At 50.9% G+C, this 19355-nt stretch carries 17 protein-coding genes; 11 read left to right on the top strand and 6 right to left on the bottom strand.

Going from position 1 to position 19355, the window contains the following annotated elements; all coding sequences use genetic code 11:
* The first annotated feature begins 120 nt into the window (after nt 1–120).
* The 10 genes from DW769_RS08755 to DW769_RS08805 all read left to right on the top strand — a co-directional run bounded on the left by DW769_RS08755 (nt 121) and on the right by DW769_RS08805 (nt 12123).
* Entirely contained in the window at nt 121–1644 is a 1524-nt protein-coding gene (locus DW769_RS08755; RefSeq protein ID WP_117509525.1) for a YifB family Mg chelatase-like AAA ATPase, read from the top strand.
* Nucleotides 1645–1647: 3 nt separating this feature from the next.
* A complete protein-coding gene (gene dprA, locus DW769_RS08760; RefSeq protein ID WP_022462182.1) occupies nt 1648–2517 on the top strand; it encodes a DNA-processing protein DprA in 870 nt (289 codons plus the stop codon).
* A gap of 367 nt (nt 2518–2884) precedes the next feature.
* Complete coding sequence (topA, locus tag DW769_RS08765; protein ID WP_118750267.1) at nt 2885–4966, top strand: type I DNA topoisomerase; 2082 nt, start codon at nt 2885–2887, stop codon at nt 4964–4966.
* 260 nt (nt 4967–5226) lie between these two features.
* Nucleotides 5227–6048, top strand: a complete 822-nt coding sequence (gene codY / locus DW769_RS08775; RefSeq protein ID WP_022462184.1) for a GTP-sensing pleiotropic transcriptional regulator CodY — start codon at nt 5227–5229, stop codon at nt 6046–6048.
* A 347-nt stretch (nt 6049–6395) separates the two neighbouring features.
* Nucleotides 6396–6680, top strand: coding sequence for a co-chaperone GroES (gene groES / locus DW769_RS08780; protein ID WP_022462185.1), 285 nt, complete (start codon nt 6396–6398; stop codon nt 6678–6680).
* Between the two features lie 36 nt (nt 6681–6716).
* On the top strand, nt 6717–8342 hold the full coding sequence (gene groL / locus DW769_RS08785) for a chaperonin GroEL (protein ID WP_118700123.1): 1626 nt from the start codon (nt 6717–6719) through the stop codon (nt 8340–8342).
* 268 nt (nt 8343–8610) lie between these two features.
* The gene (locus tag DW769_RS08790) at nt 8611–9282 is read left to right on the top strand and encodes a hypothetical protein (RefSeq protein WP_055227379.1); all 672 of its coding nucleotides are present in this window, start codon (nt 8611–8613) and stop codon (nt 9280–9282) included.
* Complete coding sequence (locus DW769_RS08795; RefSeq protein ID WP_055227377.1) at nt 9275–9784, top strand: DUF6106 family protein; 510 nt, start codon at nt 9275–9277, stop codon at nt 9782–9784. Before DW769_RS08790 ends, DW769_RS08795 begins: the two co-directional genes overlap by 8 nt.
* A gap of 69 nt (nt 9785–9853) precedes the next feature.
* The gene (gene guaB / locus DW769_RS08800) at nt 9854–11311 is read left to right on the top strand and encodes an IMP dehydrogenase (RefSeq protein ID WP_055218584.1); all 1458 of its coding nucleotides are present in this window, start codon (nt 9854–9856) and stop codon (nt 11309–11311) included.
* Between the two features lie 101 nt (nt 11312–11412).
* On the top strand, nt 11413–12123 hold the full coding sequence (locus DW769_RS08805) for a peptidoglycan recognition protein family protein (protein WP_117761020.1): 711 nt from the start codon (nt 11413–11415) through the stop codon (nt 12121–12123).
* A gap of 97 nt (nt 12124–12220) precedes the next feature.
* Here DW769_RS08805 and DW769_RS08810 read toward each other — a convergent pair whose 3' ends face one another.
* The 4 genes from DW769_RS08810 to DW769_RS08825 are packed head-to-tail and all read right to left on the bottom strand — an operon-like array spanning nt 12221 to nt 15271.
* Nucleotides 12221–12745, bottom strand: coding sequence for a VanZ family protein (locus DW769_RS08810; protein WP_117509519.1), 525 nt, complete (start codon nt 12743–12745; stop codon nt 12221–12223).
* Nucleotides 12746–12788: 43 nt separating this feature from the next.
* Nucleotides 12789–13613, bottom strand: coding sequence for a metal ABC transporter permease (locus tag DW769_RS08815; RefSeq protein WP_118750268.1), 825 nt, complete (start codon nt 13611–13613; stop codon nt 12789–12791).
* Nucleotides 13610–14317, bottom strand: a complete 708-nt coding sequence (locus tag DW769_RS08820; RefSeq protein WP_118750269.1) for a metal ABC transporter ATP-binding protein — start codon at nt 14315–14317, stop codon at nt 13610–13612. The genes DW769_RS08815 and DW769_RS08820 overlap by 4 nt, the downstream gene beginning before the upstream one ends.
* Nucleotides 14318–15271 (bottom strand): metal ABC transporter substrate-binding protein, encoded by a 954-nt coding sequence (locus DW769_RS08825; RefSeq protein WP_242856691.1) that lies wholly within the window; start codon nt 15269–15271, stop codon nt 14318–14320. It lies immediately after the preceding gene.
* A 13-nt stretch (nt 15272–15284) separates the two neighbouring features.
* Here DW769_RS08825 and DW769_RS16595 point away from each other — a divergent pair, with 13 nt between their 5' ends.
* Complete coding sequence (locus DW769_RS16595) at nt 15285–15638, top strand: hypothetical protein (protein ID WP_173815799.1); 354 nt, start codon at nt 15285–15287, stop codon at nt 15636–15638.
* 2 nt (nt 15639–15640) lie between these two features.
* On the opposite strand, the gene DW769_RS08835 is transcribed toward DW769_RS16595, so the two are convergent.
* Nucleotides 15641–17425: an ABC transporter ATP-binding protein gene (locus tag DW769_RS08835; protein ID WP_117509516.1), complete on the bottom strand. Its 1785-nt coding sequence runs from the start codon at nt 17423–17425 to the stop codon at nt 15641–15643.
* A 67-nt stretch (nt 17426–17492) separates the two neighbouring features.
* Nucleotides 17493–19256: an ABC transporter ATP-binding protein gene (locus tag DW769_RS08840; protein ID WP_117509515.1), complete on the bottom strand. Its 1764-nt coding sequence runs from the start codon at nt 19254–19256 to the stop codon at nt 17493–17495.
* Nucleotides 19257–19355 lie beyond the last annotated feature (99 nt).

A 19355-nucleotide genomic window follows, 5' to 3' on the forward strand; every position in this document is an offset into this window, starting at 1 on the left:
TTACTTTTTCGAACAAAAATCAAAGATAATATCTTCCCGGTGTTCTTGCCGGACATTTTCCCAAAATGAAAAATAAATAGGAACTATACGACCTGCTACTGAAAGAAAAGGAGGTTTTCTTTGTATTGCAGTGTATTATCAGCCACCGTCTCGGGCATGGAGATGATTCCGGTGCAGGTGGAGGCGGATGTCAGTGACGGCATGCCGCAGTTTACGATGGTCGGCTACGTGAGTGCCCAGGTAAAGGAGGCGCAGGACCGCGTGCGGACAGCCCTCAAAAACATGGGAATTTCCCTGCCGCCGAAACGAATTACGATTAATTTATCCCCGGCGGACGTCCGAAAAGAAGGATCGCGTTTCGATCTTCCGATTGCAGCGGGCGTTCTGATGACGCTCGGCCGGATTCCGCCCGGGTCACTCCGGAAAACGATGGTGCTCGGCGAACTCGGCCTTGACGGCCATGTGCAGGAGATCAGCGGTGTATTTCCGGCAGCGGCGAAGGCGCGGGAGCTTGGATGCACAACGCTTCTTGTTCCAGCCGGAAATGCCGCGGAAGGGGGTCTGGTCGGCGGGCTTCACGTCGTTGGAATCCAGAATTTACAGGAGCTTTTGAACTACTGCTGTGAAGGGAAAATGCCGTCGCTTCCGTCTATAGAAAATCAAAAGAAGGAGGACGGAAAAGAGCCGGACTTTTCCGAAGTGCAGGGCCAGACGGCGGCGCGGCGGGCGGCGCTCATCGCTGCGGCCGGATTTCACAATCTGCTGATGCTGGGGCCGCCGGGCAGCGGAAAATCCATGATCGCAAGGCGGATTCCGACGATCATGCCTCCGATGTCTGAGGAGGAGCAGATGGAAGTAACGCGGATCTACAGCATCGCCGGAATGCTTGCCAAAGGAGAGGGTGTCCGCCGGGAGCGGCCCTTCCGTGCTCCGCATCACACGATGTCGCCGCAGGCTCTTGCAGGCGGCGGAAAACAGCCGTCTCCGGGCGAAATTACGCTGGCACACCGCGGCGTTCTCTTCCTTGATGAACTCCCGGAGATGACGCGCACAACCATTGAGATCCTGCGCCAGCCGCTCGAGGAGCACCGGATTGTGATTTCACGTGTCAGCGGAAACTATGTGTTCCCGGCGTCATTTCTGATGGTGGCGGCAATGAACCCCTGCCCCTGCGGCTTTTACCCCGACTTATCGCGCTGTACCTGCGCACCCGGCGACATCAGCCGGTATCTCTCGAGAGTCAGCCAGCCGTTCCTCGACCGCATGGATCTCTGCGTGCAGGTGGAAGCACTTTCCTACGAGGATCTGCACGGCGAGGAGCGGTGCGAATCCTCGGCCAGGATGCGGGAAAAAGCGACGGCAGCGGCGCAAATTCAGGCGGCGCGCTACCGGCAGGAGTCGATTCATTTCAATAGCGAACTGAAAGCAGGCCAGATCGAGAAATACTGTATCCTGGAAAAGGCAGCGGAAGAGCTTTTAGAGGATGCCTTCCGCCGCCTGCGCCTCAGCGCGCGTTCCTACCACGGGATTATCCGCACCGCGCGGACAATTGCGGATCTGGACGGGGCGGTCAAAATCGGCGTGCCGCATATCAGCGAGGCGATCTGCTTTCGGAGCGCCGACAAAAGTATATGGAGGATCTGACGTATGGCGATGGAAATCTTTACAGTCGGCCGCGGGCAGGAGGGCTATCCGGAGCGGCTTATGCCGTTCGCGGACATGCCGTCCCGCCTTTTCGTGCGGGGCGCGCTGCCGGCGGATGAGCAGAAAACAGCGGCGATTGTGGGCGCGCGGATATGTACGGCGTACGGAAAGAGCCAGGCGGCCTTTTTCGCGCAGGTGCTGGCGGCAAACGGCGTGGCGGTGATCAGCGGACTGGCGTGCGGAATCGACGCGGCGGCGCACGAGGGGGCACTGCGCGGAAAGGGAAAGACGTTTGCCGTGCTTGGCTGCGGTGTGGATATCTGCTATCCGAAACAGAATTACCCGCTGATGCGGCGGATGCTGGAAAACGGAGGCGGTGTCTTAAGCGAATTTCCTCCGGGCGCAGAGCCGCTTCCGTGGCATTTCCCGATCCGCAACCGCGTGATCAGTGCGCTGGCAGATGTCGTTCTGGTAATTGAGGCAAAAGAGAAGAGCGGCTCGCTCATTACGGCGGACTACGCGCTGGAGCAGGGAAAAACGGTATTTGCCCTGCCCGGACGGACAACGGATGCGACAAGCCGCGGCTGCAACCGCCTGATCGCGCAGGGAGCGGAAATTGCGATTTCACCCGAAACGATTCTCGAGGAGCTGGGCGTGAAAAAGGCCGGGACAAAAAGAGCCGCACCGCGTCCGCGCTATGGAAAAGAGGCGGAAATGGTTCTGAAAACACTCGCGGCAGAACCGCAGAATCTTGCACAGCTTGCCGGCAGCACCGGAATCCCGCTGCAGGAGCTGACCGGCATTCTGCTGGCACTCGAAATTGACGGCGTTATTGCGGAAAATCCGCCGGGCGTGTACATGGCGTTATCGTAAAAGGGACGAGGAAAAGAAAGGTTTTGTGATATTCCGCCCGGTGCACAATTATAATAGAAGAAAAAGAAAAAAGGGGGCTCTTCTGCGCCGCGTGCATGTCTGAAAAAGGAAAAAGAAAAGAAAAAAATCAGGAAAAATCGTTAAAAAATTGAAAAAATCCTGTTATTTTGTCGGGAAACATCGAAAAATGGTACATTTTAAAAATGGAAAACACTTGCAAGAAAAAACTTTTTGGTGTATAGTCAGTGGAAGTTACGACTAATTTAGGAATTATTCTGGAATTTGTAATGATGCAGAACTATGCGATATGAAAAACGCAATATAGATCTGGACAGTTATAAAAATATGTATTCAGGAGGCATCAGAGGTGGCAAAATATCTTGTAATAGTGGAATCACCGGCAAAAGTCAAGACGGTGAAAAAGTATCTCGGGGCAAATTACGAAGTTGCAGCATCTATGGGCCATGTGCGCGATCTGCCGAAAAGCCGGCTTGGAATTGATGTAGAACATGACTTTGAACCAAAATATATCACCATCCGCGGAAAAGGAGAGCTTCTGGCATCTCTTCGAAAAGCCGCAAAAAAAGCAGATAAAGTTTATCTTGCAACTGACCCTGACCGCGAGGGAGAGGCAATTTCCTGGCATCTGTCGATTGCGCTGAATCTCGATGAGAACAAGATGCGCCGCATCACCTTCAACGAGATCACAAAATCAGCAGTCAAAGCGTCGATCAAACAGGCACGCGACATCGATATGAACCTGGTGGACGAGCAGCAGGCGCGCCGCTGCCTCGACCGTATGGTAGGTTATGAAATCAGCCCATTGTTATGGAAGAAAATCAAACGCGGACTTTCCGCCGGCCGTGTGCAGTCCGTTGCACTGCGCATCATCGGCGACCGCGAGGATGAGATCAATGCGTTCATTCCGAAAGAATACTGGACACTGGAAGCAGATCTGAAAATTCCAGGCGAGAAGAAACCGCTCGTCGCAAAATTCCACGGAAAAGGCAGTGAAAAGATGGCGATCGAGACGAAAGAGCAGCTCGATGAAATCTTAAAGGGACTGGAAAATGAGACCTTTACCGTATCCGAAGTGAAAAAAGGAGAGCGTTCCAAGAAAGCGCCGCTTCCGTTCACCACGAGTACCCTGCAGCAGGAAGCATCGAAGGTGCTGAACTTCTCCACACAGAAGACGATGCGTCTGGCGCAGCAGCTCTACGAGGGCGTGGAAGTAAAAGGAAAGGGAACGATCGCTCTGATTTCCTATCTGCGTACCGATTCTACACGAATCAGCGAGGAGGCCGATGCGGCAGCACGTTCCTTTATCCAGGAGCAGTACGGCACAAAATATACCGCAAGCGGGGACACGACGGAGAATAAAAACAGCAAGGCACAGGATGCGCACGAGGCCATCCGTCCGACCGATGTGACGAATACACCGGTAATGGTAAAAGAATCCCTGACAAGAGATCTGTTCCGCCTGTATCAGCTGATCTGGAAACGCTTTGTGGCAAGCCGCATGCAGCCAGCCGTCTATGAGACAATTTCCGCACGGATCAATGCAGGAGAGTATCTCTTTACAGCAGCTTCCTCCCGTCTGGCATTTGATGGTTTCATGTCCGTTTACACCGATCCGGATGAGGAAAAGAAAGAGAAAAACGCCGCTGTCCGGAGCCTGGAGGCAGGAACGGAGCTGGCACTGGAAAAGATGGATCCGCAGCAGCACTTCACACAGCCGCCGGCACACTACACCGAGGCATCCCTTGTCAAAATGCTTGAGGAACTCGGCATCGGCCGTCCAAGTACGTATGCGCCGACCATCACAACGATCATCAACCGCCGTTACGTGGCAAAGGAGAACAAGAACCTTTACATGACAGAGCTCGGCGAGGTGGTCAACAACATGATGAAAGAGGCATTCCCGAGCATCGTGGATGTCAACTTTACGGCAACGATGGAAGCTCTGCTCGACAGGGTTGGAGATGGAAGTGTTCCGTGGAAGACAGTAGTCGAGAACTTCTGGCCGGATCTCTATGAGGCGGTCACAGAGGCAGAAAAGAACCTCGAAGAAGTTAAGGTAGAGGATGAGGTGACGGATGTCATCTGCGAGAACTGCGGCCGCAACATGGTGGTCAAATACGGCCCTCACGGAAAATTCCTCGCCTGCCCGGGATTCCCGGACTGCAAGAACACGAAGCCGTATCTGGAAAAGATCGGTGTTCCGTGTCCGAAGTGCGGAAAAGAAGTGATCCTGCGCAAGACGAAAAAAGGACGGAAATATTATGGATGCGAAAACAATCCGGAATGCGATTTCATGTCCTGGCAGAAACCGTCTGCCAAGAAATGCCCGCAGTGCGGCGGCTATATGCTGGAAAAAGGCAATAAGCTGGTCTGCGCGGACGAGCAGTGCGGCTATGTAGAAGCACGCGAAAAGAAAGACGAAGACTGAGAATGACAAAGCGGTCTGTACTGGTGAAAAACTGGTGCAGGCCGTTTTTTTTGCTTATCGAGGCGGAAAAACAGGAAGATCCGAAAAAATTTAGCATGAATTTTTATAAAATTTATAGTTTTCTGAAAAATATATTGATTTCCGGAAAACTACATGATAGAATGAGCTTAGTTTTAAGGGTTGTCTGAAAAAGGCATCAGTGTGCATTTTTTTCGGCGGATACGCCAAAAAAATGCAGAAAATAAAGAAAGGAGAAGAACATGAGCGTACAACTGCTGGATAAAACCAGAAAAATCAACAAACTGCTTCATAACAATCACTCCACGAAGGTCGTGTTCAACGATATCTGTGAAGTCCTGATGGAAACGTTAAGTTCCAATATCCTGGTGATCAGTAAAAAAGGAAAAGTGCTGGGCATCAGCCTTTGCCCGGGCGTGGAAGAAATTACGGAGCTGATCGAGGATAAGGTGGGCGGTTATGTCGATGCCGCATTAAACGAGCGTCTCCTCGGCGTACTCTCCACAAAAGAGAACGTCAATTTACAGACCCTCGGCTTTGAGCGGCCTGGTGTAGAGCGCTACACCGCAATTATCTGCCCGATCGAGATCGCCGGAGAACGCCTTGGTACCGTATTTATGTACCGCTGCACCCCGCAGTACGATATCGACGATATCATCGTCAGTGAGTACGGCACAACCGTTGTCGGACTGGAAATGATGCGTTCCGTCAACGAGGAAAATGTGGAGGAAAACCGCAAGGTTCAGGTGGTTAAATCCGCATTCAACACGTTGTCCTTCTCCGAACTGGAAGCCATCATCCATATCTTTGATGAACTGAACGGGGATGAGGGCATTCTGGTTGCAAGCAAAATTGCAGACCGCGTCGGCATCACAAGATCTGTCATCGTAAATGCCCTCCGCAAATTCGAGAGCGCAGGCGTCATCGAGTCCCGTTCCAGCGGTATGAAGGGAACGTATATCAAGGTATTAAATGATTATATCTTTGATGAACTCGACGAGATCAAAGCAAGAAAGAACCTGAAAGGAAAGGGCGATGCCCATCCGGACGAGGCGAAAAAATAAAAAAGTGGAATGTAGAAAAGAATCGGAGCCGTTTAAGAATGGCGCCGTTTCTTTTTGTGCAAAAAAGCATTCGGGGAGCGGAAAAAAATGGTATCATTCCCGTTTTTAGGAATAAACTATAATTAGATTCTAAAGAGAGTATAAAATATGAAAAAGTTGCCAAAATAAGAAAAAACGAGAAAATAAGAGAAATTAAGAGTTATCACGAGAAAAAAAAAGAGAATTACAAAATTCATGCATTTGCGAAATGAGGTGGAAAACACTATAGTAAGAACCATCAAGTAGCACTCGAATGAACTGAGTGCTAATAAATAAAACTGAATGAAATCTTGAAGGAGGAAACATAAATGAAGTTAGTACCTTTAGGTGACAGAGTTGTATTAAAAGAGTTAAAAGCAGAGGAAACCACAAAATCCGGTATCGTACTTCCGGGACAGGCACAGGAGAAACCGCAGCAGGCTGAGGTTATCGCAGTAGGACCTGGAAAAGTAGAAGACGGCAAAGAAGTAAAAATGGAAGTTGCAGTCGGAGATCAGGTAATCTATTCCAAATATGCAGGAACCAACGTCAAACTGGAAGACGAAGAGTACATCATCGTAAAACAGGATGACATTCTGGCAGTTGTAAAATAAAGAATAATCAAGTAAAAATCAGGAGGCATGACAATCATGGCAAAAGAGATTAAATATGGAGCAGAGGCAAGAAACGCTCTTCAGAATGGTGTAAACCAGCTTGCAGATACCGTACGTGTAACCCTTGGACCGAAAGGAAGAAACGTTGTTCTGGACAAACAGTACGGCGCTCCGCTCATCACAAACGATGGTGTTACGATTGCAAAAGAGATCGAGCTGGCAGACGGCTTTGAAAACATGGGCGCACAGCTCATCAAAGAAGTTGCTGCAAAGACCAACGACGTAGCAGGTGATGGTACCACAACCGCAACCGTTCTGGCACAGGCTATGGTAAACGAAGGAATGAAAAACCTGGCAGCAGGTGCGAACCCGATCGTTCTTCGTAAGGGAATGAAGAAAGCAACCGATAAAGCTGTTCAGATCCTTGCAGAGATGAGCCAGCCGGTAGCAGGCAAAGAGCAGATTGCAAAAGTTGCAGCTGTTTCTTCCGGAAGCGAAGAAGTAGGCCAGATGGTAGCTGACGCTATGGAAAAAGTTTCCAAAGACGGCGTTATCACCATCGAGGAGTCCAAGACCATGCAGAACGAGCTGGAGCTGGTAGAAGGTATGCAGTTCGACCGTGGATATATCTCCGCTTACATGTGTACCGATATGGAGAAAATGGAAGCCGTTCTCGACAATCCATATATCCTGATTACCGATAAGAAACTGTCCAACATTCAGGAAGTTCTTCCGCTGCTGGAGCAGATCGTACAGAACGGCGCAAGACTGCTGATCATCGCTGAGGACGTAGAGGGCGAGGCTCTCCAGACACTCGTGATCAACAAACTGCGCGGAACCTTCAACGTAGTAGCTGTCAAAGCACCGGGATACGGCGACAGAAGAAAAGCAATGCTCGAGGATATCGCAATCCTGACCGGCGGCCAGGTGATCTCCGAGGAAGTTGGTCTGGAATTAAAAGACGCTACTCTGGAAATGCTCGGACGTGCAAAATCTGTTAAAGTTCAGAAAGAGAACACTGTTATCGTTGACGGTGCCGGCGCAAAAGATGCCATCGCTGCAAGAATCGGCCAGATCAGATCCCAGATCGAGGAGACCACTTCTGAGTTCGATAAAGAGAAACTGCAGGAGAGACTGGCAAAAATGGCAGGCGGCGTAGCTGTGATCCGTGTAGGTGCAGCAACCGAGACCGAGATGAAAGAAGAGAAACTCCGTATGGAGGATGCTTTAAATGCAACGAGAGCAGCCGTAGAAGAGGGTATCATCGCAGGCGGCGGTTCTGCATACATCCATGTAACAACACAGCTTGCAGAGCTGATTGACAACCTGGACGGCGACGAGAAGATCGGTGCAAGAATCGTACAGAAAGCACTTGAGGCTCCTCTGTTCCACATCGTAACAAACGCAGGTCTGGAAGGCGCTGTTGTTATCAACAAAGTAAAAGAGTCCAAAGTAGGTGTTGGATTTGATGCATACAACGAAGAGTATGTAGACATGATCCAGGCTGGTATCCTTGATCCGGTTAAGGTTACCAGAAGCGCACTGCAGAACGCTACCAGCGTTTCCGCAACGCTGCTGACCACCGAGTCCGTAGTTTCCACCATCAAAGAGCCGGCTCCGGCTATGCCGGCAGGCGCAGACGGCGGAATGGGAATGATGTAATTTCCGGGATAAAAATGTCTGGTAAAACAAAATAAGAAAACCGGCTGGCAAAGACCGTAGCGGAACATGGGTTCCGAAGTCCTGTCTTTGCCGGCCGATTTTTTAGTGGAAAGTTTTTCTTCCATTTCGCATGGCCCTGAATCGTTACAAAAAATTTCAGAAAGTTTTCATGCTTTCGCCGGGCGGCGTATATGGACGCTTCCGGCGTTTTATGCTATACTGATTTGTAGGATGTTGGGGGAAATACAACAAAGGAGAAGAAACACACATGGCAAGTCGTTATGAATCCGACATGACAAGGAAGGAGAAGATGCAGCTCGAAAAAGAGAAGCTGTCGAAAATGAATTTTAAAGAGAAACTGGCCTATATCTGGGAATACTACAAGGCTGTCATTTTCGGCATCATCGCTGTTATCTTCATCATCGGCACGATTGTGAATATCCATGAAAATGCGAAGTATTATGACCTCGTGAGCATTGCCGTAGTGGATTACGCAGGACTGCAGGATGTAAGTCCGATCGAGGAGGACCTAAAAGAAGCGCTCGGAACCGGAGATAAGTACGAAAAGGTAAGCATCGATACAAGCTACAGCTTCGGTGAAAACCTGGAAAACGCGGATTACAATACGCTGATGAAATTCACAGCCGTGATTGCCGCACAGAGCATGGATGTTCTGATCTGTTCACAGGCCGTGTACGACAACTACAGCAAAGACGATTATTTTCTGGATCTGTCCACACTGTTTGACGAAGCGACGTGTGAGAAGTACGGGATAAAGGCGGGAGATACCTGCCTCGACATTTCCAAATTGAAAAAGTACCAGGATATGGGCCTTACGTACTATGAGCCGTGTTATCTGACCGTGTTGGTCAATACAAAGAACGCGGACAATGTAGCAAAACTGATCGAATATCTTGAGGAGGATGGAGTAAATGAGTGATCTGTACACAGAAGTGCTGGTGAAAAAACAGCAGACAGGAAAAGACAAGGCGATCAAAGGAGTTCTGATCTTCTTTACCGTTCTTTTTGCAGCCGCAGGAATTATGATGAATCCGCTGATTCTGCTTCTTGCGCTGGTACTTGGAATCGTAGACTATATTTTTATCCCGAAGCTTTCGGTAGAGTTTGAGTATCTGTACGTCAACGGCGAGCTCGATATCGACCGTATCTATTCGCAGTCAAGAAGAAAAAGAGCCGCAAGCTATGAGCTTTCCAACATGGAAATCCTGGCTCCGTACCAGTCCCATCAGCTTGATTCCTACAAAAACAACCAGAGTATCAAACGTTACAACTATTCCTCCGGCATCGAAGGACAGGGCCACAAACCGTACGCATTCGTCATCTCCAAGGACAATGCCATGCAGATGGTGATCTTCGAGCCGGACGAAGTGATGTTAAAAGATATCCGCAACCGTGCACCAAGAAAAGTATTTATGGATTGACAGCTTTTTTGTTTTATGTTAAATTAGGTGATAAATCAAAAAGACTTAAGAAGAAAGGAAGAAATGAAAATGGGTACAATTATTGGTGATGGTATTACCTTCGATGATGTGCTTCTGGTTCCGCAGTATTCTGAAGTAACCCCAAACATGGTAGATCTGACTACGCATCTGACCAAGAAGATCAAGCTGAACATCCCGATGATGAGCGCCGGCATGGATACGGTTACAGAACACCGTATGGCAATTGCCATGGCACGTCAGGGAGGAATCGGTATTATTCATAAGAATATGTCGATTGAGCAGCAGGCAGAAGAAGTAGACAAAGTAAAACGTTCTGAGAACGGTGTTATCACCGATCCGTTCTATCTGTCTCCGGAGCACACCCTGGAAGATGCCAATAATCTGATGGCAAAATTCCGTATTTCCGGTGTCCCGATTACCGAGAACGGAAAACTGGTTGGTATTATTACAAACCGTGATCTGAAGTTTGAAACTGATTTCACCAAGAAAATCAAAGAGTCCATGACCAGCGAAAACCTGATCACTGCAAAAGTAGGCGTTACGCTGGACGAGGCAAAAGCAATCCTTGCAAAATCCAGAAAAGAAAAACTTCCGATTGTCGATGACGATTTCAATCTCAAAGGTCTGATCACCATCAAAGATATCGAGAAAACCATCAAGTACCCATTGTCCGCCAAGGATGAGCAGGGACGTCTGCTCTGCGGTGCCGCAGTCGGCATCACGGCAAACGTGCTCGATCGTGTCGATGCGCTGGTAAAAGCACACGTAGACGTGATCGTCATCGACTCCGCTCACGGACATTCCGCAAATATCTTCAAAACACTTCGTCTCATCAAAGAGCATTATCCGGATCTGCAGGTAATCGCCGGAAACGTGGCAACCGCAGAGGCAACAAGAGACCTGATCGCAGCCGGAGCAGACGCTGTTAAAGTCGGTATCGGACCTGGTTCTATCTGTACGACCCGTGTCGTTGCAGGTATCGGTGTACCGCAGATCACAGCCGTTATGGACTGCTATGCGGAAGCAAAGAAGACCGGAACTCCGATCATCGCCGATGGCGGTATCAAGTACTCCGGAGACATGACAAAGGCTATCGCAGCCGGTGCCAATGTCTGCATGATGGGAAGCATCTTCGCAGGATGCGATGAGAGCCCGGGAGATTTCGAACTGTTCCAGGGAAGAAAATACAAAGTATACCGTGGAATGGGATCCATCGCAGCCATGGAGAACGGAAGCAAAGACCGTTACTTCCAGACCGGCGCCAAGAAACTGGTTCCGGAAGGTGTGGAAGGCCGTGTAGCATACAAAGGCCTCGTAGAGGACACTGTATTCCAGCTGATCGGCGGACTTCGTTCCGGTATGGGCTACTGCGGAGCGAAAGATGTTGAGACCTTAAAGGAGACCGGAAAATTTGTGAAGATTTCCGCAGCATCCTTAAAAGAGTCCCATCCGCATGATATCCACATCACCAAAGAGGCTCCGAACTACAGCGTGGACGATAAATAAGAATAAAAAGTCGCAAAAGGCAGAAGGGGGAAAGGGCAGAAACTTTTCAGCTTCTGCCTTTTCAAATGAGGGAGCGCTTATTTGCAGCGGGGAGAGAACATATGGCACAGAAGAGACGGGGAAAAACGACAAGAAAACAGAGGCAGCGCCAGCTTCACCGCAGAATGTTTCTGACGGGAGTTCTGGTGGTGCTGATCTGCGTCGGCATTTACAGCGGCATCCGCCGTGTGGCAAAAACGGCAAGTGATATCACGGCCGTTGACTATTCCGGTTCTGATTATGAGGACAACGATATCACCGACTGGACCGGCGCTCCGCCGATTGATGTGGAGCTTCTGACGCCGAACAGCTGGTCCAGACCGCAGACGAGGCTGAAAAAGGTGGACGGTATCGTTATTCACTACACCGCAAACCCGGGAAGCACGGCGATGCAGAACCGTGATTACTTTGAAAACCTGCCTGAGACGCAGGAGGCGCAGGCCAGCAGCCATTTCGTCGTCGGCATCGAGGGAGAAGTCGTTCAGTGTATCCCGACGAGTGAATGGTCGTATGCATCGAACCAGCGTAATTTCGATACGATCTCGATTGAATGCTGCCACCCGGATGACAGCGGTGAATTTACCGATGAGACATACAATTCTGTGGTCCAGCTCGCCGGTTTCTTATGCAAGCGGTTCAATCTGACTTCGGACGATGTGATCCGTCACTATGATGTAACCGAAAAGCTCTGCCCTCTGTACTACGTGGAGCATGAGGATGCCTGGATTCAGATGAAGGCAGATATTCAGGCGTATGCGGATTCACTTTCCTAAGAGCTGTTTTTAAGAAAAATGAAAAAATCCCCGTTGGGAAAATCAGTTTCAGGAGAAATGATTTTTCCAACGGGGATTTTTCTGTTATCCAATATTTTTAGTAATAGTAACGCCGTCTGCGCCGCTTTCTTTTTTTCGTATTTCCGCCGAGTGCAATCCAGCAGAACAGCCGTACAAACGTGATGCCGAAGAGAACGCCGATGCTGTCGATGCCGACGTCCTTTACCGACGGGCCGCGGTTGGCGACCATCGTCTGGTGGAACTCATCGCTCGCGGCAAAGGCGACACAGAGGATGCCGGCAAGAAATGTGAGCGCGAAGCCGCGCAGGCCGTAGACGTAGAGCGGAAGCGAAACACAGATTGCAAGCAGACAGTACTCTGTCATATGAGCCAGCTTCCGTACCGGGTACTGATACTCGTCAGCCAGTTCCTGGATCTTCTCATCATCCCATCCGCGGTCCATGACGTGGTCGATCGTGATGAAAATGCCGCGCGCCACTTTTTCACTGAGCTGTGAGGATTCCGTTCCGTTCTGGGAAGAGAAGGAGAAAATCAGCGACATCATCAGAATCGCCGGGATGAAGGAAAACGGTTTTAACAGTGCAATTACAATTCGATTCATAAAATACCTCCAGTAAAACAAAGCAGGTCAGATCGGAAACTTTTTATGCGGTATGCTCGCGGATTCCGGCAATCGCAGAAAAGATCAGGAATGCCAGCAGGTTCACGATTACGACCGTCGCTCCGGCAGGGGAGGACAGGAAAAACGAGAGGGACATGCCAAGAAGGAAGCACACCACCGAGAGAACCGCAGAGCAGATCACCACGCTCTGGAAGGTATGGCAGAGACGCATCGAGGTCAGTGCCGGGAAAATCAGCAGGCTGGAGATCAGAAGCGCGCCCATCATGCGCATGCCGAGGACGGTGGTGATGGCGGTTAAGAATGCCAGCAGCATGTTGTAAACCTCTGCGCGGACACCGGTTGCTTTGGCAAATGTCTCGTCGAAAGTGACGGCAAAAATACGGTTGTAATACAGGACGAACAGGATCAGCACGATGATGGAGAGCACCACGGAGAGAACAACGTCCTCATCACTCATCGCAAGGATGCTTCCGAACATGTAGTTGTTGACATCGGTGTTCATACCGCTCGACCACGAAACCGTGATGACACCGATCGCAAGCGCAGAGCTTGAAATCAGGCCGATGGCGGCGTCGCCTTTGAGCTTGCTGGATTCGTTCATGCGGAGCAGCAGAAAGGCGGCAAGCACGACGACAGGGATTGTGAAGGCAAGCGGAGCAAAACCGAGTGCCGTTGCAATTGCAAGAGAGCCGAATCCGACATGGGAGAGGCCGTCGCCGATCATGGAGTAGCGCTTTAACACGAGGCTGACGCCAAGCAGTGCGGCACACAAAGAGACGAGAATGCCGACCACAAGGGCACGCTGCATAAACGGATAAGAAAGCATTTTCAGCAGATTCGAAATCATAAGTCAGCACCTCCTAAAAACTGTTTTCCCGCCTCGGTTTTCAGATACTTGTCCATCGGACCGAAGAAGACCTGCTTCTGGTCGAGCTGGAGAATGTGCGTTGCGTCCGGCAGAATATTGCGGATATCGTGGGAAACCATGATGATCGTAACGTTCTGCTCGCGGTTGATGCGGCGGATGAGCTGGTACATTTCGTTTGTCATGACCGGGTCAAGGCCAGTGACCGGCTCGTCGAGGAGCAGCAGTTTCTTTGTGGCGCAAAGCGCACGAGCGAGAAGCACACGCTGCTGCTGGCCGCCGGAGAGATCACGGTAGCATCGTTTCTTTAATGGAAGGAGGTCGAGAAGCTCCATATTGCGGAGCGCGTCCTCTTTGTCTGCCTTTGTGTAAAACGGCGGGAAATGCGGGTGGTTCTGCCGGCCGGACAGCACGACTTCCCAGACGCTCGCCGGGAAATCCTTTTGTGCGGCGGTCTGCTGCGGCAGATAGCCGATCTCGCTTGGATGAAGCCCGTCGCCGGTTGTGATCGAGCCGGTGGACGGATTTTTTAAGTGAAGCAGTCCCTTGATCAGAGTACTTTTTCCGGAACCGTTCTCGCCCACAATACAGAGGTAGGAGCCGGCTTCCAGGGCAAAGTTGACATCGGTCAGGACCGGGATGCCCTCGTAGGAGAAGGTGACATCACTGCAGGTAAGTAGAGCCATTTAGTTTAAAGCCTCCTTTAATGCGGAAACGTTCTGTTCCATGAGGGAGAGATACGTAGCGCCGCTTTCGAAATCATCTTTGGATACATTGTGACAGGAATGAAGCAGCAGCTTTTTCGCGCCGGTCGCCTCACAGATGGAGTCCGTCATTTGTTCATTGGACAGCTCGGTGTGGAAAACGACGGGAATCTGTTCTTCCTTGATTTTATCAATTAAAAAAGAAAGGGTTTTGGCACTTGCCTCGGATTCCGAGGAGCAGCCGGGAAACGCCGCGTAGTAGTCGAGGCCGTAGGTGTCCGCAAAGTAGCGGAACGGGAAACGGTCGCCGAAAACAATGGTATGGCGGCTTGCAATTGCGGTGACATCGGAAAATTCCTCATCGAGGGAGGCAAGCGAAGCAAGATACGAGGCGGTGTTTGCCTGGTATTCATCCGCATGCTCCGGGTCGAGGCGGCAGAGGGAATCGCAGAGTTTCTGGACAATCCGCATCGCATTTTTCGGCGAGGTCCAGACGTGCTCGTCCTGTTCGCCGTGGGATTCGTGCGCATGATCATGGGAAGATTCGTCGTGTGTATCCTCGTCCTCATGGTCGTGTACATCCTCGTGATCTGCATCTTCGTCCTCATGGTCGTGCGCATCCTCGTCCTCATGATCGTGTGCGTGGCCGTGGGTCTCCATTCCCTCGACGGTTTCCTCGGCAACGGTGTCAACGCAGTCCATCAGCGTCACTACCTCTTTGTTCGAGGTATCGACAGAATCAAGGATTGTCTCGACCCAGGCATCGGAATCGCCGCCGACGTAGACGAAGAGATCACATTCGGAAACCGTAATCATATCGCCCGGTGTCGGTTCAAACGAGTGACTTTCCGCACCCGGGGAAAGCAGCATGTGGAGATCGAGATGATCGCCGCCGATGGCGCGCAGAAAATCATACTGCGGAAAAATCGTAGCCACGGCGGAGAGTTTCGTGTTCTCCTGGGAATCCGCCGTCTCTTTTGAGGATCCCGCACAGCCCGTCAGAAGAAGGAGGGCAGGAAGGAGGAGAAGGCGTAACGTTTTTTTTGAAAAAAATGTCATGATACTCCTTTCTGAAAGAAAACACGGAGGCATTCGAAAAAGCTCCGTATCAGACTGTTTCGTGACAAATGCCGCAGGAGTGGGAAGCGGCAGACGGGAACAAATGTCCCCGAAAAAAGATCAGTTATCATCATATAGCAGGGAGGATTCATTTGTCAAGGAAAGGAAAACCAGTTATAGAAAAGAGGGAAAAAAACTGCCTTTCCCTGTAAAAAAGAAAGGCAGTTTTGAGAAAATTTCTTGATTTTACGATACCCTGCGGAACTGTGCCTGGTAGAGCTGGTAGTACGCGCCCTGTTTTGCCATCAGTTCGTCGTGGGTTCCCTGCTCGAAAATCTTTCCGTGGTCGATCACGAAAATCCGGTCCGCATTTTTAATAGTAGAAAGACGGTGCGCAATGATGAACGAGGTACGGCCCTTCAACAGGCTTTCGATTCCCTGCTGCACTTGAATTTCTGTCTGTGTGTCGATGCTGGACGTCGCCTCGTCGAGAATCAGAATCCGCGGATCGGATACCATCGTTCTGGCAAAGGCGAGAAGCTGGCGCTGGCCGTTGGAAAGACGGGCACCGCGCTCGCTGATCTCGGTGTCATAGCCGTCCGGCAGCTCTATGATAAAGTCATGGGCATGCACGGCCTTTGCGGCGGCAATGATTTCTTCCTCCGTGGCATCGAGCTTTCCATACGCAATGTTGTCGCGAATCGTGCCGGAGAAGAGAAAGTTGTCCTGGGTCATAACGCCCATCTGGGCACGCAGGCTGTTGATGGAGACATCCGTCAGGCTGTAGCCGTCGACGCGGACCGTTCCAGAAGTAATATTGTAGAAACGGCTGATCAGATTGACAATGGTCGTCTTTCCAGCGCCGGTCGGGCCGACGAGTGCGATCGTCTCACCGGGAGCCGCTGTAAAGCTGACATCCTTTAAAACCAGCGTGTCCGGATCATCGGAGTAGGCAAAGCTGACGTGGTCGAACGTTACTTCTCCTTTGATCGGCGGCAGTTCTGTGACGCCAGGCTTGTCGGCAACCTCCGCCGGTGTGTCGAGGATCTCAAAGATTCGCTCCGCAGCGGAAAGGTTCGTGATCAGCTTGTTGTAAAAACCGGCCAGGTTCTGGATCGGATCCCAGAACATCGTCAGATACATCGCAAACGCCGTGAACGTACCGATCGGAACGGCATCCACGCCGAGTACGGAAATACCGATAAAATACAGAAGAAACGTTCCGATGCCCCATGTCACTTCGATCACAGCGGAAAAACCATCCGCCAGGCGGACCGCATGGATGAAGGAGTTCTGATGCTCAAGAAGAAGCCGGTCAAACTCGCCCTGCGATTCCTGCTCTGCGGTAAAGCTCTTGATGATGCGGATACCGGAGAAGTCCTCGTGGATATACGCCGTAACATTGGAAGATTTTTTTCGGAACGTCTGCCATCTCTTGTGTGCGACGATCTGAATAAAATACATGCCGATAGCGATCAGCGGCAGCACGAGAATCGCACTTAAGGAGAGCCAGATGTTTTTGATCATCATGATCACCAGAATGGCGATGATCGTGAGAATGTTTGGAATCAGCTTTGTGACACCGTCGTTCAGCACATCCTTTAACGAGTTGACATCGCCGATGATGCGCGCCAGGATCTTTCCGGCCGGGCGGGTATCGAAAAAGCTGAAGCTTAAGGTCTGGATATGCGTGTAGAGCTCGTCACGGATTTCCAGAAGAATGTTGTTGGTAATGCGCGCCATCAGAAGCATCCGCAGGCGGACACCGGCCGCGTAAACCAGGTTGATCACAACCATGAATACGCAGAGGGCAACAAGCCCACGCCAGTCTTTCTGCGCAATATTGACGTCGATGGCGTACTCCAGGAGCAGCGGGTTCACAGTGGAAATCGCGATGGTAACGGCGAGAACCACGAGAACGACGGCAACCTGGCGTTTATAATTTTTTAAGTAGGAGAAGAGGCGGCGGATGGTCGCGCTCTTTAAGACCTCTTTCTGCTCTTCATCTACTTTACTGGAATTGATAGCCATAATCGTATTGTTCCTCTCTTAACGGGTAAGTAAATACAGAAGTTGTCGGGTAATAGATTAAATTGAATTAAGCATTGGCAGGAAGTGCCTGCTCGAGGGCTGCCTTTGCTTTATGGTAATCACCGTACTGAGCCTCCCAGGTGGAGTAGTACAGGCCTTTCTGTGCCATCAGACTCTCATGCGTGCCGCGCTCGGCGATGCGTCCGTGATCGAGATACAGGATCTCATCGGCATTCTGCACCGAAGAAATGCGGTGGGCAATGATGATCTTGGAAACATCTTTTTTCTCGGCGAGATGGCTCTGGATTTCGTATTCGGTCTCCATATCGAGCGCCGAGGTGGAATCATCCAGTACGAGGATCGGAGCCTGTTTTGCCAGGGCGCGTGCGATGGAAAGACGCTGCTTCTGACCGCCGGAAAGTCCCATGCCGCGTTCGCCGATGACGGTTTCGTACTGATCCGAAAGATGGTCGACGAACTCGGAAGCACATGCAGCGGAGACGGCGTTATGTACCTCCTCGGATTTCATCGTGCTGCGGCTGCCGAGGCGGACATTCTCAGAAATGGTATCTGAGAACAGGAAGACGTCCTGCATGACGACGGAAGAAGTATCGCGCACGGTGCGCAGCGGCAGGGTGCGGATATCGTGGCCGTCGAGACAGATGTAACCGTTGGTGACATCGTAAAAACGCTCGAGCAGATTGACGATGGTTGTTTTTCCGGAACCCGTCATACCCATGATGCCGAGTGTGTGGCCCTGCTTTAAGGTAAAGTCGATATCCTGCAGAATCGGTGTGTCATGCAGGGAGAAATCGACGTGATGGAATTCCAGGTCACCCGGAAGTTTTGAAAGCTCCACCGGATTTTCCGGTTCTGCGATCTGCGGCTCCTCTGCGAGAATTTTGTTCAGCTTCTTGTTGGAAGCAATCGCAGAAGCGAAGCAGTTGCCGAGCCAGCCGACGTTTTCGATCGGCCAGGTGATCTTGGAGGTGTACTCCATAAAGGCCGTTAAAACACCGAGCGTAATGCGTCCGTGGATGACACCGTAGCCGCCCGCGAGAAGGACGAGCACGCGCATCAGCTTCGTAAGAAACGAGATGGCGGGATCGTATTTCATCAGGACGCGCGCCTGATCCATGTTGAGATCGCAGTATTTCTGATTGTGTTTCCGGAATTTTTTGATCTCATACGGTTCCCGTGCAAAGGATTTGACGGTGCGGACACCGGCGAGATTTTCCTGTGCAACGGTATTCATGACGGCGTTTTCCTCGCTGATCGCATCGTAGACACGGTCGAGTTCTTTTTCGAGGCGGATTGCGATGCCTGCGACGAAAGGGAGGATCGCCACGGAGACGAGTGTCAGCGGCAGATCCAGTTTGACCATACTGACCATTGCCATCATGATACAGATCAGGCCTTCTAAGATCAGCATGCCGGCAAAGCCGAGGATATCCCAGATCCGGTCGACGTCATCGCGCACGCGGGCGAGGAGTTCGCCGGTATTGTTTTTGTCAAAGTATTCCACCGAAAGCCGCTGGACGTGGCGGAACAGGTTGTCCCTCATCTGGCTGGCGACGCGGACGCTGCTGACATCGAATAAAAATTCTTTGATGTACTGAAACAGGGCTTTTGCGGCACCGATCAGAAGAAAGGCGGCAAGGTATTTCCAGAGCAGTTCCATTTTGTGACTGACCAGCACGTCATCCACGATGTGCAGCGTGACAAGCGGCGCGAGCATATCGAGAAAGACACTTAAGGCCATGGAACCAAAAGCGAAAACGTAGTAGTACCAGTTCTGGAGCAGGTACTTACCGATTGGATTTTTCTTCATGAATGTTAAAACCTCCTCATTGATGTCGTTTGGGTGTCTGGCAGAACATAGGCTTTCAAAAGCTCCGTAAGTGTGGGAACGGAACAACGGGAAACGAAA

Origin of the sequence: Blautia sp. AM29-29, from assembly GCF_003480555.1 — a bacterium.
GTDB classification, from domain to species: Bacteria; Bacillota; Clostridia; order Lachnospirales; family Lachnospiraceae; genus Fusicatenibacter; species Fusicatenibacter saccharivorans.